The sequence below is a fragment of the Lentzea sp. NPDC020367 genome, assembly GCF_044387305.1.
Lineage (GTDB): Bacteria > Actinomycetota > Actinomycetes > Mycobacteriales > Pseudonocardiaceae > Lentzea.
Genome location: NZ_JBIRVV010000027.1, coordinates 1 through 21,935, shown reverse-complemented (window position 1 = coordinate 21,935; position 21,935 = coordinate 1). Strand labels below are relative to the sequence as shown.

Sequence of the window (21,935 nt, the reverse complement as noted above, 5' to 3'; positions counted from 1 at the left end):
TAGATCCATGACCAAGGGGGCTCCATGAAGAAGTTGACTGCGTCGATGGCCGCTGCGCTGGTGCTGGGCGTGCTCGCCGCACCGGCCGCGCAGGCCACCTGTGATCCCGTGTACGACCCGGGATCGGGTTGTCCCGGCACGTTCGTGCTGAACCCGGAACCGGTGCCGGGCGGGGTGGTCCACGCCGAGGGTCAGTTCGCCGCCGAGCTCACGGTGACGCTGCGGAGGCAGACGTTCGTCAAGGACACCGCCGACGACGGCCTCGACGTCCACCTGTGGGTGCTCTATGGCCCGTGGAACGGCCAGCAGACGAAGGAACCGATCGCCGTGGCGTCCGGCCTCGGCGCGAAGACGGACGTCGAGTGGGCGTCTCCGGCGGGGGTGTCCGTGACCTGGTTCCAGGTGCGGGTGTGCGTCGGGTCCGGCGAGACGAACTGTGGACGGTGGGTGGGATGACCATGAAGAAGACGGCCCTGGGTTTCGCTCTGGCACTGGCTTTCGGGTTGTGCGCGGCACCGTCCGCGCTCGCGGCCGGGTGCGGTGAGGATCCCGGTGACCCGGTCTACGACCCCGGTGACACGGTCTGCACCTTCGGGATGGCGCCCGCCATGCCCGGTGCCGAGGCGAGCGTCCACGGCAGGTACTTCTACCGCTATCCGCGAGTGGACGAGTCGTCGTACCTGAAGGACACCGCCGACGACGGCCTGGCCGCCTACCTGTGGGTGCGCACCGTCGTGGGAGGGACGCCGACGGACAAGTGGATCTTCCGCGCCTCCGGGGCAGGAGCGACCACGACCGTGACCAACAACTGGCCCGATGCCGACGCGTTCTACCTGAGGGTGTGCGTCGGCGAGGGCACGGCGAACTGCTCCGACTGGCGCGGCTGACCGGATCTGTCCGGGGTCGTCCGAACGTCTTTCCTGGTCGCGGTGCCGGGGCCGACGCTGGGGCGGTGCTGAAGACGAAGACGCGTTGCCGGTCCACCTTGGGGGTGTGGACCGTCAGCGCGAACCCCGTGCCACCGTCCAGCGTGATCCTGCCTCGCAGCAGCTGACACCGATGAGTTCTAGTACGTCGTCCTCGACGCCCGTCGAGGTGCTGGATCCGGACGGCAACAGCCTGTCGCTGGCCGCCCTGCCCCTGGGTTCGTCGTAGAGTCGGAGAGATGAGCGACGAGAACGTGCTGGGCCGCATCAACGAGCTGGTCGACGAAGAGCACAAGCTGCGCCAGCGGCTCGCGTCCGGGGAGATCTCCACGGACGAGGAGCACGCCCGGCTGCGGTCGTTGGAAGAAGCCCTCGACCAGTGCTGGGACCTGCTGCGGCGGCGCCGGTCGGCCCGGTCGCTGGGTGGCGACGCGGAGGACGTTCCCGCCCGCACGGTCGGCGAGGTCGAGGGTTACCTGCAGTAGGTCAGTTCCTGGTGTCGCGGAAGATGATCCAGCGCATCACGCTGTACATGAACGCGGCCTCGCACGCGCCGGCGACGATGCGGGACAGGTGGTACTGCAGGCCGATCTCGGTCAGCGCGCTGCCGACGCCGAGGATGAACGCCAGGTAGTTGATCAGGATCGCCACGGTGTAGAGCCCTGCCTGCGGGCCCACTGGCGCGTGCGAGCGGAAGTTCAGCGCCCGGTTGAGCACGAAGCTCAGGCCGAACGCGAGCACGTAGGCGATCGTGAACGCGATCGGCACCGGCAGGCCGAGGCCGCTGCGGAACAGCGTGAGCAGCAGCAGGTCGATGCCGAACGTGAACCCGTTGATCAGGGCGAACCCGAGGAAGCTCGGCGCGACGACGCGGGAGAGCCCGAACGGCAACCGCCTCACGACGACGTCCATCAGGTCGTGGAACCTCGTGCCGAGGTCTCGGTCGTTCAGGGTGGTGCCGGTCATGGTCACGACAGTGCCACGGCCGGGCGGGACGAAAGCGACGAAACGGCCCTTGATCGACAGGGCGTCCACAGGAGTTCAGCGGGTGTTCAGGTGGTTGAACCGCCGCCAACGCGTGGGGCTCATCCCGTGCACCTTGCCGAACGTCCGCGCGAAGTAGCCGGCGTCCGGGACGCCCACCTGCCGCCCGATGTCGCCGACCGGCAGGTCCGTCCCGGCCAGCAGGCGCCGTGCCTGGACCATCCGGCGCTCGGTGATCCACTCCTGCACCGTGCGGCCGGTCCGCCTGCGCACGGTCGAGGTCAGGTGGCCGGGGGAGATGCTGACCGCGGCGGCGACCTCGCGCAGCGACAACGGTTCCGGGTAGCGCCGCTCGATCACCTCGAACACCTCGGCCAGCAGCGGTTCGGCGTTCTCGCGCAGGTCGCCGACGACGTCCGCGGCCAGCCTCGACACCCCGACCAGCAGCAGCGTCAGGTGCGCCGGCACGGCTTCCCGGTAGCCGTCGGGGCGTTGCGCGAGTTCCGCGTGCAGTGCCTCCACGCGGGCGGTCCATTCCGTGCGGTGCTCGACGGGAACCTTCAGTCGCAACGCACCCGTCGCGCCGCCGTGGACGAACGGGAACAGCAGCGGGTGCGTGCGCCACGCCAGGTGCGCGCCGGGGGTGTCCGGGCCGAGCGCGTCGGTGGTGAAGAAGACGCCCCAGCCGCGTGCGCCGAGCAGGTCGTCGCTGCGGGCCTGGCCCATCACGTCGCCGGGCGCGATGACGAACAGGTCGCCGGCCTCGACCTGCCTGACCTGACGGCCGTGCCGCACCACGCCGCCGGCCGTCTCGAAGTAGGCCAGGCCGGGGAAGTCGTGGGAGTGGGCCTCGTGCGAGCCGTCGAAGTCCGCGCCGTGCCCGAGCCGCACGGTCATGACGGGGAGGTCGCCGGGAGCGGGCTGCCAGGAGTACTTCGCGGGCCCGTCGCCCTTCATCGGTGTTCGAATCGCGCGCACCGTCAAATCGTCCCACTCAAACCGTGGATCGGCACAGAAATCCTGGTCCGGCAGCGATCAGAATGAGTTCATGGCCGAAACATCGTCCCAGGAGCGGGACTACCTGCCTGGCATGGGCAAGCACTACCTGCTGCCGTTCTACGACGTGCTGCACCGGGTGTCCGGGTTGCACGCGATCCATCAGGAGATGGTCGAGGTGGCCGGTCTGAGCGCCGGGCAGCGCGTGCTCGACGTCGGCTGCGGCACCGGGAACCTGCTGCGCTCCACCGGAAAGCGTCATCGCGACGTCGAACTCGTCGGCGTGGACCCCGACCTGAAGATGCTGGCGCGGGCGGAGCGCAAGCTGCGGCGGGCCGGGCTGACGGCGAAGCTGGACCGGGGGTTCGCGCAGGAGCTGACGTTCCCCGACGCCTCGTTCGACGTCGTCTTCTCCAGCCTGATGCTGCACCACCTCGACGACCCCTCGAAGGGCGAGATGCTCGCCGAGGTGCGTCGCGTGCTGCGGCCGGGCGGCCTGCTCGTGCTCGCCGACATCGCGCACCACGGCCACGCGGCGAAGGGGATCGCCGACGCCGGGTTCACCGCGGAACCGACCAGGACGCGGAAGGTGCGGATGTTCGGGGAGATCGGGATCGAGGTCGCGAGAGTCCACTAGGGACAGGTCCATTGTCGACCGATTGAACGCGCATGATGTTGCTTTGCTGCCAACAGTTCCGATTGTTCACGAACTTGCCGGTTACCGTCGTGGGAGCGCTATCTCCCATCTAAGCTGCCCGCCGTGACAGATGCGACGGGAAGTCTGGTGGCGCAGCGCTACCGGCTCGTTCAGGTGATCGGCGTCGGCGGCATGGGCCGGGTGTGGCTCGGCCGGGACGAGGTCATCGGCCGTGAGGTGGCCATCAAGGAACTGCTGCTGCCGGTCGGGCTCGACCCCCAGCAGCGGGCGTTGCTGTGCCAGCGGGCCATGCGGGAGGCGCAGCTCGCCGGCCAGCTCAACCACCCCGGCATCGTCACCGTGCACGACGTCGTCGAGTACAACGGCACCCCGATGATCGTCATGGAGTACGTCCGGGGCGGCTCGCTCTCCGACGCCGTCAAGGCCCAAGGCGCGCTGCCCCCGGACCAGGTCGCCTACATCGCCACATCGATGCTGAGCGCGTTGCGGGTGGCGCACCAGGCCGGGATCGTGCACCGCGATCTCAAGCCCGCCAACGTGTTGCTGTCCGGCGACCGCGTCGTCATCACCGACTTCGGCATCGCGCGGCTCACCGGCGACGTCCCGCTGACCACCGACGGTTCGATCGTCGGCACCCCCGCGTACATGGCGCCCGAGCAGGGCACCGGCGCGCCGATCACGCCGGCGACCGACATGTGGTCGCTCGGCGCCACCCTGTACGCCGCCGTGGAGGGCAGGCCGCCGTACCAGGGCCAGGACTTCATGACGACCCTGTCGATGCTGCTCACCCAGGACCCGCCGCCCCCGCAACGCGCCGGGCACCTCGCGTCCCTGCTGGGCGGGCTGCTGCGCAAGAACCCCGCCGAACGCGCGTCGGTCGACCAGGCGCTGGCGATGCTCGCCGGTGCGCCCGTCGTGCTGCCGGTCGTGGCCAAGCAGGGCGTCAGCCGGCGCACGTTGCTGCTGGCGGGAGCCGGCGCGCTCGCGGTGGCCGGCGGCGGCACCGCGTGGTGGCTCAGCACCAGGAACAACGACGGCGAGGCGGCCGAACTGCCGTCCACCAAGGACAACAACAAGGCGGCCTCCAACAAGGAGGGCGGCTCCGAGCAGTCGACGACCTCGTCGAAGGCCCAGCCGGGACGCCCGGAGGAGTACACCGAGCACGTCCAGCTCGCCGACCACACGTACGCGATCGCCTCCATCGCCTGGAGCCCGGACGGCAAGTTCCTGGCCAGCGCCCAGGACGGCCTGGGTGACAGCGGTGACACCGTCCGGATCTGGGACACCACGACCAACAAGGTCGTCGGCACCGTCCAGCTCCCGGACGGTCCCGGCGGCGCGGCGGCCACCGCGGTCGCGATCAGCCCGGACGGCAAGATCCTCGCGGCGGGCGGCAACCGCACCGGCGACTTCACCACGTACCTGTGGAACCTCGCCGACCGCACCATGATCGGCGGCCTCGACGAGAGCCGTTCGATCATGAAGACCCTGCGCTTCCACCCGGACGGCAAGACCCTCGCCGGCGTCACCCACACCGGCCGCCTGCAGATCTGGGACGTCGCGACGCGCAAGGTCAAGATCGGTCTGACCGAGGCCCAGGGCAGCAGCGAGCTCTCCTTCAGCCCGGACGGAAAGCTCCTCGCCTACGCGGGCACGAAGTACCAGGAGATCAAGATCGTCGACCCGGCCACCGGCAAGACGGTCAAGACCATCAACGACTCGACCGGCGACGGCGGCACGTTCTCGCCCGACGGCAAGTCGCTCGCGGTCATCGACGGCGACGGCAAGAACGCGATGCAGCTCTGGGACGTCGAGTCGGGCCAGAGCAAGGCGGTGTTCCTGCGCGCGGACGACGGCCTGACGGTGTCGAGCGCGCTGTTCCACCCGGACGGCGACACGATCGCGGTCTGGGGACAGGGCAACTTCGTCCAGCTGTGGGACGTGGAGACGAAGAAGATCCGCGCGACGGTGATCGGTGCGGCCGGGCAGATCCAGGCGGTGGCGTTCTCGCCGGACGGCAAGCGGATCGCGGCGGGTGGCGACGACAAGACCGTCAGGATCTGGAAGTTGTGAGTGCGCGGAGCGTGATGCGCTCGTCACAAGTGGTGCGACTGAACGAAACGCGCGGTTCCTAGCGTCGAGATCCATGACCCTTGACGAGGTTGTGGAGCCCGCGCCGGTACGTGCGGCGTCCAAAGAGACGCTCGAGGACTACACCCTTCGGTTCGCACCCAGGACGTACCGGCGCTGGACGCCCGCCGTCGTCGGGGCGTCCGCGCTGGGCGGGATCGCCTACATGGCGGACTTCTCGATCGGCGCGGGCATCGGGCTCGCGCACGGCACCGGGAACGCCTTGCTGGCCATCGCGTTCGCCGCGATCGTCATCTTCGTGACGGGGTTCCCGCTGGCCTACTACGCGGCGCGGTACAACATCGACCTCGACCTGATCACCCGCGGATCGGGCTTCGGCTACTACGGCTCGGTCATCACGAGCGTGATCTTCGCGAGCTTCACGTTCATCTTCTTCGCGCTCGAAGGCTCGATCATGGCGCAGGGTCTGCGGTACGCGCTGGGGCTGCCGCTGTGGCTGGGGTATCTCGCGTCGACACTCGTGATCATCCCGCTGGTGATCTACGGGATGAAGGTGCTCGCGAAGCTGCAGAGCTGGACGAACCCGTTGTGGTTGCTGCTGATGGTGGCGCCGCTGCTCTACCTGGTGATCGCGGACCCGGACTCGGTCAGCCGCTGGCTCGCCTACGGGGACACCGGCGTGAACACCGCGGCGGTGATGCTCGGCGCGGGCGTGTGCCTGTCGTTGATGGGGCAGATCGGCGAGCAGATCGACTACCTGCGGTTCATGCCGCCTCGCACGGCGGAGAACCGGCGGGCGTGGTGGACGTCGATGATCATGGCCGGACCGGGCTGGGTCGTGTTCGGCGCGCTGAAGCAGGCGATCGGCGCGTTCATGGCCGTCTACGTGCTCGACGCGGTCGGCAAGGTCGCGGCGGTGGAGCCGATCGAGCAGTTCACCGGGGTGTTCAAGCAGTTCATGCCGGCGTGGCTGGTGGTGCCGCTGGCGCTGGTGCTCGTGGTGCTGAGCCAGGTGAAGATCAACGTCACCAACGCCTACTCGGGATCACTGGCGTGGACGAACTCCTTCACCCGCGTCACCAAGCACTATCCGGGGCGACTGGTGTTCGTGCTGGTCAACCTCGTGATCGCGCTGGTGCTGATGGAAGCGGACATGTTCAGCTTCCTCAACAACCTGCTGAGCTTCTACTCGAACTGCGCGATGGCGTGGGTCGTCACGGTCGCGGCGGACATCGCGATCAACAAGTACCTGCTCAAGCTCTCGCCCAAGCAGCCGGAGTTCCGCCGCGGCATGCTGTTCGCGGTCAACCCGGTGGGCGTCGGGTCGTTCCTCGCCTCGTCGATCTTCTCCATCTCGGTCTACTTCGGACTGTTCGGCCCGGCGATCCAGCCCTACTCGCCGCTGGTGGCGGTCGGCATCCCGATCGTGCTGACGCCGTTGCTCGCGATCCTCACGCGCGGCCGGTTCTACCTGCGCCGCACCGACGACGGCATCGCGGAGCCGGTGCTCGACGAGGACGGCAACCCGAGCGGGACGCGGTACGAGTGCGTGGTGTGCACGGAGTCCTACGAGCGACCGGACATGACGGCCAGCGCTCTCGGCGGTGAGATCTGCTCGTTGTGCCTGAGCACCGACCGTGACGGCCGCCACGTGCTTCCTGCTTCCTGACCGGCGTGGCTCCACGGGCGAGGTCCGTTCCCATCGAGCAAACTGCACGTCATGCAGGAATGGGCCTTGCTCGCCGTCGCGGCCGTGCTGATCATCGTGGTGGTGTCGTACGCCGCGCCCAAACTGGGCGTGGCCGCACCCGTGCTGCTCGTGCTCGTCGGCATGGCGTGCAGTCAGGTGCCCGGAGCGCCGCACCTGGTCGTGGAACCCGAGTGGATCCTGGTGATCGTGCTGCCGCCGATCCTGTACTCGGCGGCGGTGAACGTGCCGGTGGTCGACTTCAGACGCAACTTCGCGACCATCGGCGCGCTGTCGGTGCTGCTCGTGGTCGTGTCCGCGTTCGGAACCGGCCTGCTGATCTGGTGGCTGCTGCCCGAGATCGGCTTCGCGGCCGCGCTCGCGCTCGGCGCGGTGATCAGCCCGCCGGACGCGGTCGCCGCCACGTCGATCGGCAAGAAGCTCGGCCTGCCGCCCAGGCTCGTCACGATCCTCGAGGGCGAGGGCCTGGTCAACGACGCGACCGCGCTCGTGCTGCTGCGCACGGCCATCGTCGCGATCACGGCCAGCGTGTCGTTCGGCAGTGCGGTGGGCGACTTCGCGTACGCCGTGTCGGTGGGCGTGGTGATCGGCGCCGCGGTCGGCATCGTGTCGGTGTGGGCGCGGTCGAAGATCCAGGGCCAGCCGGTGCTCACGACCGCGATCTCGTACGTCGTCCCGTTCCTGGCGTTCATCCCGGCCGAGGAGGTGCACGCGTCCGGCGTGATCGCCGTGGTCGTGGCCGGCCTGATCACCGGTCATCAGAGCGCCAAGCGCTTCACCGCGCACGACCGCATCTCCGAGCGCACCAACTGGCGCACGATCCAGCTGATCCTGGAGAACGGCGTCTTCCTGCTGGTGGGCTTCGAACTCACGTCGGTCGTCGCCACCGTGGCGGACGACGGTCTGGCGCGGACGCTGGTGATCGGCGTGCTGGCCACCGTCGCGCTGGTCCTGCTGCGCGTGGCGTTCACCATCCCGGTGATCGCCCTGCTGCGCCGCCAGCAACGCCGAGCGGACGCGTTCACCAGCAAACTCGAGGCCTTCGCCGACCGGTTCGTCGCACGCGGCCCCAAGCCCGGCGAGGAGAAGCGGTACGACCGCGGAATCCGGATGCTGCAACGCAAACAGGCCGACGTGGCCTTCTACGCCACCGAGGGCCTGAGTTGGCGGGGCGGCGCGGTGCTCGCCTGGTCTGGCATGCGCGGCGTGGTGACGGTGGCGGCCGCCCAGACGCTGCCGGAAGACCTGCCGTTCCGCAACGAACTCATCCTGATCGCCTTCACGGTCGCGATCCTCACCCTGGTCGTGCAGGGCGGCTCGTTGCCGCTGGTGATCAGGTGGCTGGGCATCCGCGGCAACGACGAGGACCACGAACGCCGCGAGTACGCCCGGCTGGCGGGCGAACTGGTGACGGCGAGCCGGACGTTGCTGGAGAGCTCGACGTTGTGCCGCGAGAACGGTGAGCCGTTCGACGAGCACCTGCTGGAGCAGACGCTGGAGCGCACCATCGCGATGAGCGAGGGCATCGAGAAGAAGTTCCTGGAGCAGGACCCGGACAAGTCGCTGCACCAGCGTTTCGAACTGCAGCGGATGATGACGGACGCGCAGCAGAACGCCCTGCTGGACGCGCGTGCCGGGGGAACCTACGCCTCGCACACGCTGGAACGCGCGCAGACCTTCGTGGACAGTCAGAGCACCCGGTTCATGTGACGTGGCGGCCGGCGTGGCCGCGGCCGCGCGAACGAACAAAGGTCCCTGCACGTGATCTCACGTCGTGCAGCCCCAGCCGGTGTTACTGGAACAGGTTGCCGACCTTCGCCTCCACGTCCACGGTGTTGCGCGGCGAAGCCCCGAGCGTCAACCGGGACACGATCCGATACCGGTCCCCCCGGTAGATCGAATGCACGTACTCCACCTGCCGCCCTTCGGCATCGGTCGTCAGCCGCTCGAACAACAACGCCGGTGCCAGCTCAGGAACTCCGAGCAGACCGGCCTCGGAATCGTTCACCACGGTCGGCTCGATCGACTGCACGGCCTCGGAAACGTGGACGCCGTGCTCGCGCAGCCGTTCGTAGAAGTCGCCGGACTCCATGTCGTGCAACGTCAACGCGGGCGCGACCAGGGCGGGCACGTGCAGGTACTCCAGCGCCATCGGCTCGCCGTCGACCAGGCGCAGGCGGGCGATGTAGTGGATCTCGGCGGCGGGGGAGAGGTGCAGGCGGCGGCCCACTCGGGCGCCCGCCGGGATGCGGGCGTGTTCGAGCACCCTGGACGACCACGTGCCGCCCGCCTGGGGCAGGGACATGGATCCGGTGTCGGAGACCATTTCCTGGGTGATCTTGGCGCGCGCGACGAAGGTGCCCCTGCCGTGCTGGCGGACGAGCAGGCCGGTGTTGACCAGTTCCTCCACGGCCGAGCGGACGGTGGGTCGGGAGACCGAGAGCTGCTGGCACAGCACGCGTTCGGCGGGGATCGGGGCGCCCGCCGGGTGGGTCTCGATGAGTTCGAGCAGGTAGTCGCGGACCTGCTCACGCTTGAGGATTGCCTCGGCCATGCCCCTCCGCTCGGTCGGCGGCCAGTATGGCATACCACTGGTAAGTAACCAGTCGATTGAAGATCAGAGCGCTCCCACGCATCCAACCAGGGGATTGACCTGAGAAGTGGTCTATGCCACTTTCTACCTCACCCGACCAGACCTGACCAATTGGTCACATCCCAGCGAGAGGTGAGTCGTGTCGCGCTCCGCTGCCTTGTTAGTCCTGGCGCTCACGTTGTCGGCCTGCGGTACGTCCGCGGGCGGCGGCGGTGGCAAGCAGGAGATCACCGTGTGGCTCATGAAGGACACGGCCACCGAGGAGTTCGTGTCGAAGTTCGAGAGCGAGTTCGAACGTGATCACGCCGATCTCGACCTGAAGATCCAGATTCAGGAGTGGAACGGCATCACGCAGAAGGTGACCAGTGCCCTGGCCAGCACTGATCCGCCGGACGTGATCGAGGTCGGCAACACCCAGGTCGCCCAGTACGTGGCCAGCAAGGGCGTCACGGACCTGTCCGCCAAGAAGAGCGAGCTTCAGGGCGACGACTGGATTCCTGGCCTCAGCGAACCGGGTGCGGTGGACGGCAAGCAGTTCGGCGTGCCGTTCTACGCGGCCAACCGGGTCGTCATCTACCGCAAGGACCTGTTCGAGGCCGCCCAGGTCACGCCGCCGAAGACCCGCGAGGAGTGGCTCACCGCCACCGCCAAGCTCGACCAGGGCGACCAGCAGGGGATCTACCTGCCCGGCCAGAACTGGTACACGCTGTCCGGGTTCGTCTGGGACGAGGGCGGTGACCTGGCCGAGCAGAGCGGCGACAAGTGGAGCGGCTCGCTGAACACGCCGCAGGCGTTGGCGGGCATGGACTTCTACAAGAAGCTTCAGGCGCTCGGTGACGGGCCGAAGGACTCCGACGAGGCCAAGCCGCAGCAGACGGACGTGGTCGCGGGCGGCAAGGTCGCGCAGTTCATCGCGGTGCCCGGTGCGGCGAAGCTCGTCACGAAGGCCAACCCGGAGCTCGAAGGCAAGATCGGCTTCTTCCCGATCCCCGGCAAGACCGCGGACAAGCCCGGCGCGGTGTTCACCGGCGGCTCCGACCTCATCGTCCCGCTCGCGTCGAGCAGGCAGGACGGCGCGTACGAGGTCGTCAAGGCGCTCGCCGGCGAGAAGTGGCAGGTGGAGCTCGCGAAGGCGATGAACTACGTGCCGAACCGCAAGTCGCTCGCGTCCTCGGTGGGCGGTGATCCCGGCACGGCGGCGATGGCGCAGGGCGCGGCCAACGGGCACGCCACCCCGAACTCGCCGAACTGGGCGGCGGTCGAGGCGCGCAACCCGATCAAGGAGTTCCAGACCGCGGTCCTGACCGGCGCCGATCCCGCGACGGCCGCCAAGTCCGCGGACGAAGTGATCACCCAAGCGCTCAACTCGGGCAAATGACGCTCCTGGCCGAAAGGCCGGTGCGGGAGACCGCACCGGCCGCCCCGAAGCGCCGCAAACGCCCGGTGCTGCCGTACCTGCTGATCGCGCCGACCCTGGTCACCACCGCGTACCTGCTGGTGTACCCGCTGGTCCGCAACGTGATCATCTCGCTGCAGGAGTTCGGGCTGCCGCAGCTCGTGCGCGGCGACGCGAAGTTCGTCGGACTGGCGAACTACGTGAAGGTGTTGTCCGACCCCGAGTTCTGGGGCGTGGTCAAGCGCACGCTCTGGTTCACCGCGATCAACGTCGTGCTCATCATGGTTCTGTCCACTTTGGTCGCCTTGCTGCTCGTCAGGCTCGGGAAGTGGCTCCGGCTGCTGGTGATGGGCGGGCTCGTGCTCACCTGGGCGACGCCGATCATCGCGGCGACCACGGTGTTCCAGTGGCTCTTCCAGTCGAGGCTCGGCGTCGTGAATTGGGCGCTGGTCTCGCTGGGCTTCGAGGAGTACCGCGACTACACCTGGTTCGCGGACGGCGAGGCGACGTTCGGCATCCTCATCACGCTGATCGTGTGGCAGTCGATCCCGTTCGCCGCGCTGTCGCTGTACGCGGCGATGATCACCGTGCCGCAGGAGCTGTACGAGGCCGCGCGCATCGACGGCGCCGGCGCGTGGCGGGTGTTCTCGACCATCACGTTCCCCATGCTGCGCGCCATGTTCGGGCTGATCACGTGCCTGGAGGTGATCTGGGTCGTCAAGGCGTTCGTGCAGATCTGGGTGATCAGCCAGGGCGGTCCCGGCCGGGCCACCACGACGTTGCCGGTCTACGCCTTCCAGGTCGCGCAGTCGTTGCAGCGCTACGACCTCGGTGCGGCCGTGTCGATGCTCATGGTGGCGTTGCTCGTGGTCGCGCTGCTGGCGTACTTCCGCCAGCTCTACCGGCAGGAGCGAGACGCATGATCGGACGGATCTCCCGGACCACGGCGGCGTTGATCGTCTTCGTGATCTCGGTCTTCCCCGTGTACTGGATGGTGCTCACGGCCTTCAAGCCCACCAAGGACATCCAGAGCGCGACACCGACGTTCCTGCCGATCCCGGTCACGTTCGACCACTTCGGCACGGCGATCGCCGCGAAGGGGTTCTTCTCGTTCTGGCGCAACAGCCTTCTCGTGGCGGGCGGGGCGGTGGTGCTGGCGTTGCTGGTGGCCCTGCTCGCGGCGTTCGCGATCGCGCGGTTGCAGTGGAAGGGCCGCCGGGCGTTCGTGCTGATGGTGTTCGTCGCGCAGATGACGCCGTGGGAGGCCCTGCTCATCCCGATCTACGTGATCGCCAGGGACACCGGAATGCTCGACACGCTGTGGATCCTCACGCTGGTCTACTTCATGATGACGCTGCCGTTCACCATCGTGACGTTGCGCGGGTTCCTCGCCGCCATCCCGGTCGACCTGGAAGAGGCGGCGCAGGTCGACGGCTGCACGCGCGGGCAGGCGTTCCGCAAGGTCGTGTTCCCGTTGCTCGCACCAGGTCTGCTGGCGACGTCGCTGTTCGGGTTCATCACCGCGTGGAACGAGTTCGCCTTCGCCAACGTGCTGATCATCAAGGACCAGGACGACCGGACGCTGCCGGTCTGGCTGTCCTCGTTCAACAACACCTTCGGCACCGACTGGGGGGCCACGATGGCCGCGTCGACGCTGTTCATGCTGCCGGTGCTGCTGATCTTCGTCGTGTTGCAGGGCCGGGTGACCACCGGCATCGTCGGAGGGGCGGTGAAGGGGTGATCGTTCCACTCCCGACCAGGATCGTGCGCCGCAGCAAGGGGTTCACGCTGGACTGCGACACGAGTGTTCGCGTCACACCGGGCGCCGAGCCCGTGGCCAGGCTCCTGCGCTCGCTCCTCAGGCCGGCCACCGGACTCCCGTTGCCGATCGCGGACCACGGCCAGATCGTCATCGCGCTGGACGCCAAACTCGTCGGCCTCGGCGCGGAGGGCTACGCGCTGACCGTCAACGAACACGGCGTCCTGCTGCGCGCGGGCACCAAGGAAGGCCTGACGCACGGCGTTCAGACGATCCGTCAGCTCCTGCCGGCCGAGGCGCTCAAGCCGTCCCGCGTGTCCGAAGTGGACTGGACGCTGCCGGGTGTCGACATCCGCGACGTGCCCAGACTGCCGTGGCGCGGGTTCATGCTCGACGTCTCCCGGCACTTCCAGCCGGTGCCCGTGCTGCGCAGGTTCATCGACCTGATGGCCCTGCACAAGCTCAACGTCCTGCACCTGCACCTCACCGACGACCAGGGCTGGCGCATGCCGGTGCCCGCCCACCCGTTGCTGACCTCGGTCGGCGGCTGGCGCACCGAGACGAACGGTGACGGCGTCCCGCACGGCGGCACCTACACCCGTGCCGAGCTGGAAGGCCTCGTGGCGTTCGCGGCCGAGCGCGGTGTCCGGGTCATGCCGGAGATCGAGATGCCCGGCCACGCCCGCGCGGCACTGGCGGCCTACCCCGATCTCGGCATCGCCCCGGAACCGCTGCCGGTCTGGACCCGTTGGGGCATCAGCGATGCCGCGTTCGGCCTGCACGCCATGGGCTTCGTCCGCGAGGTCCTGGCCGAGGTGCTGGAGGTGTTCCCCGGCGAGCACGTCCACCTCGGCGGCGACGAGTGCCTGCTGCCCGAGGACGTGCACGGCCAGTTCCTCCGCCAGGCGAGCCAGTACCTGCTCGACCGCGGCCGGGTGCCGGCCGCCTGGGAACCGACCGGCGACCCGCGGTCCGTCGTCATGCCGTGGAAGGACGAAACCCAAGCGGCGAAGGCACTGGAGCGCGGCCAGCCGGTCGTGATGGCCCCACACACCTCCACCTACCTCGACTACCCGCAGTCGGACGCGCCGCACGAACCACCCGGCCAGCCCGGGTACGTCGTGACGGCACGGGACGTCTACCACGTGCCGCTGCCCGACGGCGTGCTAGGCGCCCAGTGCCAGCTGTGGACCGAGCACGTCCGCTCCCGTGACCACCTGGAATACCTGGCATTTCCCCGTCTTGCCGCGCTGGCCGACACCCTCTGGTCCCAGCGCCCCGAGTGGGAGGGCTTCACCACCAGGATGCGCCTCCACTCGTCAAGGCTCGCCGCCCTGTCCATCCCTGCCGAAATGAGGAGAGAACGTTGCGAGCACTCCTAGCCGCGTCCTGCGCGGCCCTGGCGGTGGCAGCACTGGCCGTGGCGCCCAGCGCGTTCGCCGCCGACGCGATCACCGCCCAGTACCGGACCAGCGCGTCCGGTGCGACGACCGACCAGGCCGAACCGTGGTTCAAACTGGTCAACTCGGGCAGCACGAGCGTGCCGCTGTCCGACGTGAAGATCCGCTACTACTTCAAGAGCGACACCCCGGACGTCGGCTACCGGTTCGCCTGCTCGTGGGCCGTGCGCGGCTGCGGCAACGTGACCGGCCAGTTCGGCACGCTGACCGGCGGTCCTGCCGACCGCTACCTGGAGGTCGGCTTCACCTCCGGCGCCGGCACGCTGAACCCCGGCGCCGACTCCGGTGACCTGCAACTCCGCTTCTACCGCACCAACTGGGGCCCGATCGCCCAGTCCGACGACTACTCGTTCCGCGGCGAGAGCACGTACTCGGCGTGGAACAAGGTGACCGTCTACCGCGGCAGCACGCTGCTGTGGGGCACCCCGCCGGGCGGCAGCCCGCCCACCACCACGACGACCTCTTCGACGCCGAACCCCAACGGCCCCAAGATGTTCGACGACTTCGCGTACAACAACTCGAGCGACTCGCGGATCAGCCAGCGCGGCTGGACCGTCCGCTCGGGCGGTGGCGGCCCCGGCGTCCCCGGCGCCGAGTGGGACGCGTCGCGCGTGACGTTCCCGACCGTCGACGGCCAGAAGGTCCTGCGCCTGGACTCGTGGAACAACGGCTCCGCCGCCAAGCAGACCGAGATGTTCCACCAGCGCAAGTTCTTCGAGGGCACCTACGCGTCGCGCGTGAAGTTCAGCGACGCGCCCGTGTTCGGCCCGGACGGTGACCACGTCGTGCAGACGTTCTTCACCATCACCCCGCTCGACGCGCCGATGGCCCCGAACTACGGCGAGATCGACTTCGAGTACCTGCCCAACGGCGGATGGGGCGAACCGGCCAACGTCATGTACGAGACCACCTGGGAGACCTACCAGAACGAACCGTGGGTCGCCGACAACATCCACAACGAGCAGCGCGTCAGCTACAACGGCTGGCACGACCTCGTTTTCCAGGTGGCGAACGGCCGCGTGAAGTACTACATCGACGGCGTGCTGGTCGCCGACCACGGCGACAAGTACTACCCGGAGACGCCGATGTCGATCAACTTCAACCTGTGGTTCATCTCGGGCGGCCTGCAGGGCAGCAGCGCCGAGCGGGCCTACCAGCAGGACGTCGACTACGTGTACTTCGCCAAGGACCAGGTGCTCAGCCCGGCCCAGGTGAAGACGGCGGTGCAGGACTACCGCACCGCGGGCGTCGCGCACGTCGACAACGTCTGATCAGGCCAGCAGTTTCTCCAGTGTGATCGGCAGATCGCGGACCCGGACACCCGTGGCGTGGTGGACGGCGTTCGCGATCGCGCCGGCCGCGCCCACGATGCCGAGCTCGCCGATGCCCTTCGCGCCCAGGCCGCTGACCAGCGGGTCAGGGTGGTCGAGGAACCGGACGTCGATCCTGGGGACGTCCGCGTGCACCGGCACGAGGTAAGAGGCGAGGTTGGCGTTCGCGAAGCGACCGGTGGCGTGGTCGATCTCGGTGGACTCCAGCAGTGCCTGGCCGATGGCCATCACGACGGCGCCCTGGATCTGGCTGCGGGCCGCCTTGGCGTTGACGATCGTGCCCGCGTCGATCACCGACAGCCAGCGGGTCACGCGGGGTTCGCCGGTGAGCCGGTGCACGCGGACCTCGCAGAAGTGCGCGCCGAACGAGCGGTAGCCGTGTTCCGGGTCCACGAGCTGCGGTGAGGTGCCGACGGCCTCGACACCGCCGACGTCGCAGTGGGTGAGCAGGGTGCCGAAGCTCATCGTCAGGCCGCCGCCGGAGATGCTGCCGTCGCGGTAGGTGACTTCCCTGCCGTGGAACGGGGAACGCGGGTTCGTCGTGGCGAGCGAGATCAGCTCGGTGCGTGCCTTCGCGGCGGCGTCCTGGACCGCGGGTCCGTTGCTGCACGTCGAGACCGAACCGCCGGCGTTGGCCGCGGCGGGGGACGACGAGTCGCCCAGTTCCGGGCGCACGCGGTCGATCGGGACGCCCAGGGCGTCGGCGGCCAGGACGGCGAAGACGGTGTACTGGCCGGTGCCGAGGTCCGCGCCCGTGCCGGACACGGTGACGGTGCCGTCCGCGGCGAGCCTGACCTTCACCGACGCCTTGTCGCGCCAGGCCGCGTAGGTCGCGGTGCCCATGCCGGTGCCGACGAGCCAGTCGCCGTCCTGGGTCGCGCGCGGCTGTTTCGGGCGCTGTGCCCAGCCGAACTCCTCGGCGCCTCGCCGGTAGCACTCGTCGAGGTGCTTGCTGGACCAGGGTTTCTTCGAGTTCGGGACGACGGAGGCGTAGTTGCGCAGCCTGATCTCGAGCGGGTCGACGCCCAACTGCCCGGCGAGTTCGTCCATCGCGCTCTCCAGGGCGAACGACCCGTTCGCCTCGGCCGGTGCGCGCATCACGGTGGCGGCGCCGAGGTTGAGCGGCACGACCTTCTTGGTGGTGCGGAGGTTCGGGCTGGCGTAGGTGGTCTGCACCCAGCCCGCCGGGCTCTCGGAGAAGGTGCCGGCCAGGCCGCGGCTCGACACGCTGTCGTTGGTGATCGACGTGAGCGTGCCGTCCTGCTCGCTCGTCAACGTGATCGTCTGCCGGGTGAGCGGCCGATGCCCGGCCACCGCGAACACCTGCTCGCGGGTGAGGACGGCCTTGACGGGGCGCCCGAGCGCTCTGGCCGCCGCGCACGCCAGCGGTACCTGCGCCCAGTTGCCCCACTTGCCGCCGAAGCCGCCGCCGACGTGCGGACTGAGCACGTGGATCTTCGCCGGGTCGACGCCGAGCGTTTCGGACAGTCGTGTCTGCACGAGCAGGGCGCCTTGGGAGGTCGAGTAGACCGTGAGGTGGTCGCCGTTCCACGTCGCCACAGTGGCGTGCGGTTCCATCGCGCAGTGGTGTTGCACAGGTGAGGTGTAGTCGGCCGTGAACGTCACCGGGCCTTCAGCTACCGCGCTGCGCACCTCTTCGACGTCCTCGACCTTCTGCACGGTCCGGCCGGGGAACTCGGTGACGTGGGGGAGCTGCTGGTAGGTCGCCGTGACCAGGCTCGCCGCGTCCCGCGCCTGTTCCCACGACTCGGCGACGACGAACCCGACGGGCTGACCGAAGTACCGGATCTCCTTGTCCTGCAACGGAGGGAGGCGCTCGTCGTTCTGCTCCTGGACGTACGCGAAGAGCTTGAGCGGGGTGAACGGCGTGTACACCGCGAGCACGCCGGGGGCGCTGAGCGCGGCGGCGGTGTCTATCGCGGTGACCGAGCCCCTGGCGATCGTGCTGGTGACCAGGTACCCGTGGGCGACGCCCGGGATCTTCGTGTCGGCGGCGTAGGGTGCCGCGCCGGTGACCTTGATGCGGCCGTCGACGCGGTCGACCGGCTGCCCGATCACCGCACGCCTGCCGCGTCGAGCAGGGCGCGGACGATCGTGCGCTTCAGCAGGCTGGTCTTGAACGCGTTGTGCGCCAGCGGCCTCGCTCCGTCCACAGCGGACTCCGCGGCGTCAGTGAACGTGCGTTCCACGGCTACCGAGCCTTTCAGTGCGTCCTCGACGGCTCTGAGCCGCCACGGTTTCGTGCCCACGCCGCCCGCCGCGAGCCGCACGTCCTGAACGACACCGCGTTTGACGTCGATCGCCGCCGCGACGGACGTGAGCGCGAACTCGTAGGACTGCCGGTCGCGGATCTTGAGGTACGTGGCGTGCCGGGCCCACGAGAGCGTCGGCACGACCACCTCGGCGATCAGCTCACCGGGTGCGAGCACGTTCTCCCGGTCCGGTGTGGTCCCCGGCAGCAGGTAGAAGTCCTCCAGCGGCACCGTTCGCTCGCCGTCCCTGCTCCGCAGCACGACCTGCGCCTCCATCGCGACGAACGCCACCGCGACGTCGCTGGCGTGGGCGGCGACGCACGAGTCGCTGGTGCCGAGGATCGCGTGACCGCGGTTGACTCCGGTGAGCGCCGGGCACCCGCTGCCCGGCCGCCTCTTGTTGCAGGCCGACGTCACGTCGCGGAAGTAGTCACAACGCGTGCGCTGCAACAGGTTTCCGCCGATGCTGGCCATGTTCCGCAGCTGACCGGACGCGCTGAGCAGCAACGCGCGCGAGATCATCGGGTGCGTCGACGCGACCAGCGGGTGGTTCGCGACGTCGCTCATCCGCTCCAGCGCGCCGATCCGCAGCCCGCCCCGCATCCGGATTCCCCTGAGCGGCAGGCGGTTGACGTCGATCACCTGGTCCGGCGTCAGGACGTCGAGCTTCATCAGGTCGACCAGCGTGGTGCCACCGGCGAGGAACGCGGACCCCGGCCTGGCGAGCCTGAGGGCGTCGGTGACGGTCGACGGCGCGGAGTAGTCGAAGGCGTGCATCAGCTCTCCCTGGCCTGCTTGATCGCCTGGAGGATGTTCGGGTAGGCGCCGCACCGGCAGAGGTTGCCGGACATGGCCTCCCGGATCTGCTCGTCGGACCGCGCTTCGCGTTCCTCGACGACCTTGACCGCCGACATGATCTGCCCGGACGTGCAGAAACCGCACTGGAAGCCGTCGTGGTCGATGAACGCCCGCTGCACCGGATGCAGGTCGTCGCCGTCCGCGAGCCCTTCGATGGTCGTGACCTCCTTGCCCTGCAAGGTGACCGCGAGCGTCAGGCACGACAGCACGCGCCGGTCGTCGACGTGGACCGTGCAGGCACCGCACTGGCCGCGGTCGCAGCCCTTCTTCGTGCCGGTCAGCCCGAGCCGCTCCCGCAGCGCGTCCAGCAACGTGACGCGCGGGTCGAGGGTCAACCGCTGTCGCTCGCCGTTGACCAGGAACGAGACCTCGGTTCCTCCGCCGTCCGGCGCCGCGACCGCCTCGAGAGCCGGACTGAGCGCGACGCCCGCGGAGACCGCCGCCGCCTGCCCGAAGAACTGCCGCCTGGTCGTCATGTGACCCCCTGTGCTCGGGGCCACACAAGCAGTAAGGGTTCAGCTGGTCAATGAGGTGGGCGTGGTTCCGGTACAAGGTTCATCAGCGTGAACCGGGCCGGCGGGTTTGCCGTGGTGCCGGGGAGGCCGATCCGCCGGGTGATCGCTGACTGGTGGGGGAGGGGGCGGCCTCGTGCTGCGGAAGATCCGGCTGTGGGAAGTGCTCGGGATGGTCCTGCTCGGCCTCGTCGTCGGCGGCGCCATGGGGGTGCTCGGCGTCGAGGAACCCTGGACGTACGTGGTGGGCGGGGCCCTCGTGGTCGTCGTGGTGCCCGTGCTGCTGCGCAGGCTGGCGCGCCGGTGATCAGGAGGCGGTCACGGTCTCGCAGGTGACCTTCTCGCCGGGCCTCCCGGTCACGGTCGCCAACTCCTTCATGCCGTCGAGCAGGATGCGGCACGACAACACCTGATCGCCCCTGGGCGTGGCGGAGACCTGCGCCTTCTCGCCCGCGTTGACCACGACCTCGAACTTCCACGGCAGTGCCGTCGAGACGGTGGCGGACTGCGGGGTCTCCTTGCGGTAGCGGGTGGGCGACTGGGCGAACGTCACGTCGACGGCCGTCTCGGCGGGCTGGGACTCGACCTCGTACGTGATGGCCCACGCCTTGCCCACCAACGTGTTCCAGCCGCCGAAGTGGTTCACCAGGACCACGGTCCCGGTGCCGATCACGGTCAGCACGACGAGGACGATGAGCGTCGTCTTCATAGGACAGACGTTAGGGGTGAACAGCGTGCACCGGCATCGTTCGGTGGTGTGACTCGCGGGTCATTCCGGGGGACTACGCGCCGCGCTCCAGGTACTTCTTGATGCAGTGGACCACACCCTGACGGCTGGCGAACGCGTTGAAGTCGGCGAGCCGGTGGACCGAGAACCCCATCTCGCTCCACAGCCGCTCCATCTCGTCGTCGATCACGGCGAGGTCGGCGTTCTCGCCGTGGCCGAACGTGGGCAGGTAGACGTTCCTGCCCTTGTCCGCGCTGTTCTCGACGAGGCAGTTGTTCCAGGTGATGTGGTGCCACGGCCGCACGTTGACCGTCGTGTCGGCCACAGCGCCCGCCGCCGCGAACTCGGCGACCACCTCGCGCAGTTCGGCGCCGTCGGGGGTGTCGGCGAACGCGCGCAGGGCGGCGAACGTGAGCTGCTGGGAGATGTGCGACCGGTGCACGAGCGGGTTGCGCACGACGTCGAAGCCGCGTGCCTCGAAGTCCGCCGCGATCTCGTCGTAGGCGTTCTGCAGGCCGTACGGCGACTTGGTGCCGAGTGCGGTGTCCGCGAGCGCGGGGCTGCCGACCAGCACGCGGAAGCGGCCGTCCACCCGTCCGACCAGCGTGACGAACATGTCGATGTGGAAGATCGGCTGGACGTCTCCGACGCCTCCGCCCGGGATGTCCAGGTGGTACTCACCGGCCTCGACCGTCGCGTAGTACGCCTTGAGCCCCAACGGGCGTTTCGTGCCGACCAGGACCAGTTCGCGGTCGCTGTCGACGTGCCTGCGGAACAGCTCCCGGACGAACTCCACGACCGTCCGCCCCGCCGGCACCGAGATCGGCAGCTCACCGCTCTGGACGAGCTCCAGCGTGTCCAGGAAGTAGTCGGTGCCGAGCACCCAGAAGTCGTCGCCGATCAGGCAGTTGCCACCCTGGAACACCAGCGGTGCCTGGGTCGCCCGCACCGGGCCGAACTCCTCGACGGCGTCCGCGATCAGCGAGTCGCCGGAGCGGGGGAACGACCACGGTTCCAGCAGGTAGGTCCCGGCCTCGCCCTGGTCGGTGAGCGCGAGGTAGCCGTCCTCCGCCCAGTCCGTGAAGTCCACGTAGTCGGGCATCGGCACGTACTGGGCGGTGTGCCCGGCCTCGGTGAACCAGCCCTCGACGGTCTCGCGGTCGCTTTCGTGGTGCACCACGACGAACCCGGTGCCCGGCCGCAGCGCGCCGATCACCGACCGGTAGCCGGCCGCCAGTTCCGGGGTGTGCACGCCGTAGGACGGGAACGCGAACAGCAACCGGTCGATCGACCCCGACCACGAGGACACCAGGCTGGGGCGGGCGATGCCGGGCGTCGTCCGCAGCTGGTTCAGCACGCCGATGCGGGACGGGGCGAGCGACGGGACGCGATCGCCGTCCGTGCGGCGGTACGGGGGTGCGTCGGGAACGAGGAACCGGAAGGCGGCGTCGCCGTGCAGACCCATGCCGCCGATCCTAGTGGCGCGTCTCGGAACGTTGGCGGTGAATTCACGCTCAGCAGGGCGCCTCGCGGCGCCGCCCCCACGCCCCGTACAACCAGTACGAGGACGTGGGGGCGACACCACGATGCACCCGTCTGACCGCGAATTCCCCCGGCTACGTTCCGAGCCACACCACGAGTGACGTCGCGACGCCGGCGGGCG

At 69.0% G+C, this 21,935-nt stretch carries 21 protein-coding genes; 13 read left to right on the top strand and 8 right to left on the bottom strand.

What is annotated here, in order from left to right; all coding sequences use genetic code 11:
- The first annotated feature begins 24 nt into the window (after nucleotides 1–24).
- The 3 genes from ACH413_RS45955 (at nucleotide 25) to ACH413_RS45945 (ending at nucleotide 1,411) form a co-directional block, all read left to right on the top strand.
- Nucleotides 25–456, top strand: coding sequence for a hypothetical protein (locus ACH413_RS45955; RefSeq protein WP_360039387.1), 432 nt, complete (start codon nucleotides 25–27; stop codon nucleotides 454–456).
- Nucleotides 453–887: a hypothetical protein gene (locus tag ACH413_RS45950; protein WP_360039384.1), complete on the top strand. Its 435-nt coding sequence runs from the start codon at nucleotides 453–455 to the stop codon at nucleotides 885–887. The genes ACH413_RS45955 and ACH413_RS45950 overlap by 4 nt, the downstream gene beginning before the upstream one ends.
- Before the next feature lie 278 nt (nucleotides 888–1,165).
- Entirely contained in the window at nucleotides 1,166–1,411 is a 246-nt protein-coding gene (locus ACH413_RS45945; RefSeq protein ID WP_360039381.1) for a DUF2630 family protein, read from the top strand.
- Between the two features lies 1 nt (nucleotide 1,412).
- Here ACH413_RS45945 and ACH413_RS45940 read toward each other — a convergent pair whose 3' ends face one another.
- Together ACH413_RS45940 and ACH413_RS45935 are read right to left on the bottom strand one after the other, a co-directional pair.
- Nucleotides 1,413–1,892 carry a GtrA family protein gene (locus ACH413_RS45940; RefSeq protein ID WP_396426122.1) on the bottom strand — a complete coding sequence of 160 codons (480 nt, stop codon included), beginning with the start codon at nucleotides 1,890–1,892 and terminating at the stop codon, nucleotides 1,413–1,415.
- A 75-nt stretch (nucleotides 1,893–1,967) separates the two neighbouring features.
- The gene (locus ACH413_RS45935) at nucleotides 1,968–2,888 is read right to left on the bottom strand and encodes an AraC family transcriptional regulator (RefSeq protein ID WP_360039378.1); all 921 of its coding nucleotides are present in this window, start codon (nucleotides 2,886–2,888) and stop codon (nucleotides 1,968–1,970) included.
- A gap of 70 nt (nucleotides 2,889–2,958) precedes the next feature.
- Here ACH413_RS45935 and ACH413_RS45930 point away from each other — a divergent pair, with 70 nt between their 5' ends.
- From ACH413_RS45930 to ACH413_RS45915, 4 genes are all read left to right on the top strand, one after another.
- A complete protein-coding gene (locus ACH413_RS45930; RefSeq protein WP_360039375.1) occupies nucleotides 2,959–3,543 on the top strand; it encodes a methyltransferase domain-containing protein in 585 nt (194 codons plus the stop codon).
- A 123-nt stretch (nucleotides 3,544–3,666) separates the two neighbouring features.
- Complete coding sequence (locus tag ACH413_RS45925) at nucleotides 3,667–5,637, top strand: serine/threonine-protein kinase (RefSeq protein WP_360039373.1); 1,971 nt, start codon at nucleotides 3,667–3,669, stop codon at nucleotides 5,635–5,637.
- A gap of 73 nt (nucleotides 5,638–5,710) precedes the next feature.
- The gene (locus ACH413_RS45920; RefSeq protein WP_360039371.1) at nucleotides 5,711–7,324 is read left to right on the top strand and encodes an allantoin permease; all 1,614 of its coding nucleotides are present in this window, start codon (nucleotides 5,711–5,713) and stop codon (nucleotides 7,322–7,324) included.
- A 51-nt stretch (nucleotides 7,325–7,375) separates the two neighbouring features.
- A complete protein-coding gene (locus tag ACH413_RS45915; RefSeq protein WP_360039368.1) occupies nucleotides 7,376–9,073 on the top strand; it encodes a sodium:proton antiporter in 1,698 nt (565 codons plus the stop codon).
- 82 nt (nucleotides 9,074–9,155) lie between these two features.
- Here ACH413_RS45915 and ACH413_RS45910 read toward each other — a convergent pair whose 3' ends face one another.
- Complete coding sequence (locus tag ACH413_RS45910) at nucleotides 9,156–9,917, bottom strand: GntR family transcriptional regulator (RefSeq protein WP_360039365.1); 762 nt, start codon at nucleotides 9,915–9,917, stop codon at nucleotides 9,156–9,158.
- 178 nt (nucleotides 9,918–10,095) lie between these two features.
- Here ACH413_RS45910 and ACH413_RS45905 point away from each other — a divergent pair, with 178 nt between their 5' ends.
- From ACH413_RS45905 to ACH413_RS45885, 5 genes are read left to right on the top strand one after another with little or no spacing between them, the layout of a single operon-like run.
- Nucleotides 10,096–11,334, top strand: coding sequence for an extracellular solute-binding protein (locus ACH413_RS45905; RefSeq protein WP_360039363.1), 1,239 nt, complete (start codon nucleotides 10,096–10,098; stop codon nucleotides 11,332–11,334).
- Complete coding sequence (locus ACH413_RS45900; protein ID WP_360039360.1) at nucleotides 11,331–12,275, top strand: sugar ABC transporter permease; 945 nt, start codon at nucleotides 11,331–11,333, stop codon at nucleotides 12,273–12,275. Before ACH413_RS45905 ends, ACH413_RS45900 begins: the two co-directional genes overlap by 4 nt.
- Nucleotides 12,272–13,093 (top strand): carbohydrate ABC transporter permease, encoded by an 822-nt coding sequence (locus ACH413_RS45895; protein ID WP_360039357.1) that lies wholly within the window; start codon nucleotides 12,272–12,274, stop codon nucleotides 13,091–13,093. The genes ACH413_RS45900 and ACH413_RS45895 overlap by 4 nt, the downstream gene beginning before the upstream one ends.
- Complete coding sequence (locus ACH413_RS45890; RefSeq protein ID WP_360039354.1) at nucleotides 13,090–14,493, top strand: beta-N-acetylhexosaminidase; 1,404 nt, start codon at nucleotides 13,090–13,092, stop codon at nucleotides 14,491–14,493. Before ACH413_RS45895 ends, ACH413_RS45890 begins: the two co-directional genes overlap by 4 nt.
- Nucleotides 14,478–15,842 (top strand): cellulose binding domain-containing protein, encoded by a 1,365-nt coding sequence (locus ACH413_RS45885; protein ID WP_360039351.1) that lies wholly within the window; start codon nucleotides 14,478–14,480, stop codon nucleotides 15,840–15,842. The genes ACH413_RS45890 and ACH413_RS45885 overlap by 16 nt, the downstream gene beginning before the upstream one ends.
- Here ACH413_RS45885 and ACH413_RS45880 read toward each other — a convergent pair whose 3' ends face one another.
- The 3 genes from ACH413_RS45880 to ACH413_RS45870 are packed head-to-tail and all read right to left on the bottom strand — an operon-like array spanning nucleotide 15,843 to nucleotide 19,509.
- Nucleotides 15,843–17,981 carry a xanthine dehydrogenase family protein molybdopterin-binding subunit gene (locus tag ACH413_RS45880; RefSeq protein WP_360039348.1) on the bottom strand — a complete coding sequence of 713 codons (2,139 nt, stop codon included), beginning with the start codon at nucleotides 17,979–17,981 and terminating at the stop codon, nucleotides 15,843–15,845.
- The gene (locus tag ACH413_RS45875) at nucleotides 17,978–18,952 is read right to left on the bottom strand and encodes a xanthine dehydrogenase family protein subunit M (protein ID WP_360039345.1); all 975 of its coding nucleotides are present in this window, start codon (nucleotides 18,950–18,952) and stop codon (nucleotides 17,978–17,980) included. Before ACH413_RS45875 ends, ACH413_RS45880 begins: the two co-directional genes overlap by 4 nt.
- Nucleotides 18,952–19,509: a 2Fe-2S iron-sulfur cluster-binding protein gene (locus ACH413_RS45870; protein WP_360039342.1), complete on the bottom strand. Its 558-nt coding sequence runs from the start codon at nucleotides 19,507–19,509 to the stop codon at nucleotides 18,952–18,954. Before ACH413_RS45870 ends, ACH413_RS45875 begins: the two co-directional genes overlap by 1 nt.
- A 172-nt stretch (nucleotides 19,510–19,681) precedes the next feature.
- Between ACH413_RS45870 and ACH413_RS45865 the strand changes: the two genes are divergently transcribed.
- Nucleotides 19,682–19,852 (top strand): hypothetical protein, encoded by a 171-nt coding sequence (locus ACH413_RS45865; RefSeq protein WP_360039339.1) that lies wholly within the window; start codon nucleotides 19,682–19,684, stop codon nucleotides 19,850–19,852.
- On the opposite strand, the gene ACH413_RS45860 is transcribed toward ACH413_RS45865, so the two are convergent.
- Nucleotides 19,853–20,254: a hypothetical protein gene (locus tag ACH413_RS45860; RefSeq protein ID WP_360039336.1), complete on the bottom strand. Its 402-nt coding sequence runs from the start codon at nucleotides 20,252–20,254 to the stop codon at nucleotides 19,853–19,855.
- Nucleotides 20,255–20,327: 73 nt separating this feature from the next.
- Nucleotides 20,328–21,737: a hypothetical protein gene (locus ACH413_RS45855; RefSeq protein ID WP_360039333.1), complete on the bottom strand. Its 1,410-nt coding sequence runs from the start codon at nucleotides 21,735–21,737 to the stop codon at nucleotides 20,328–20,330.
- Nucleotides 21,738–21,935 lie beyond the last annotated feature (198 nt).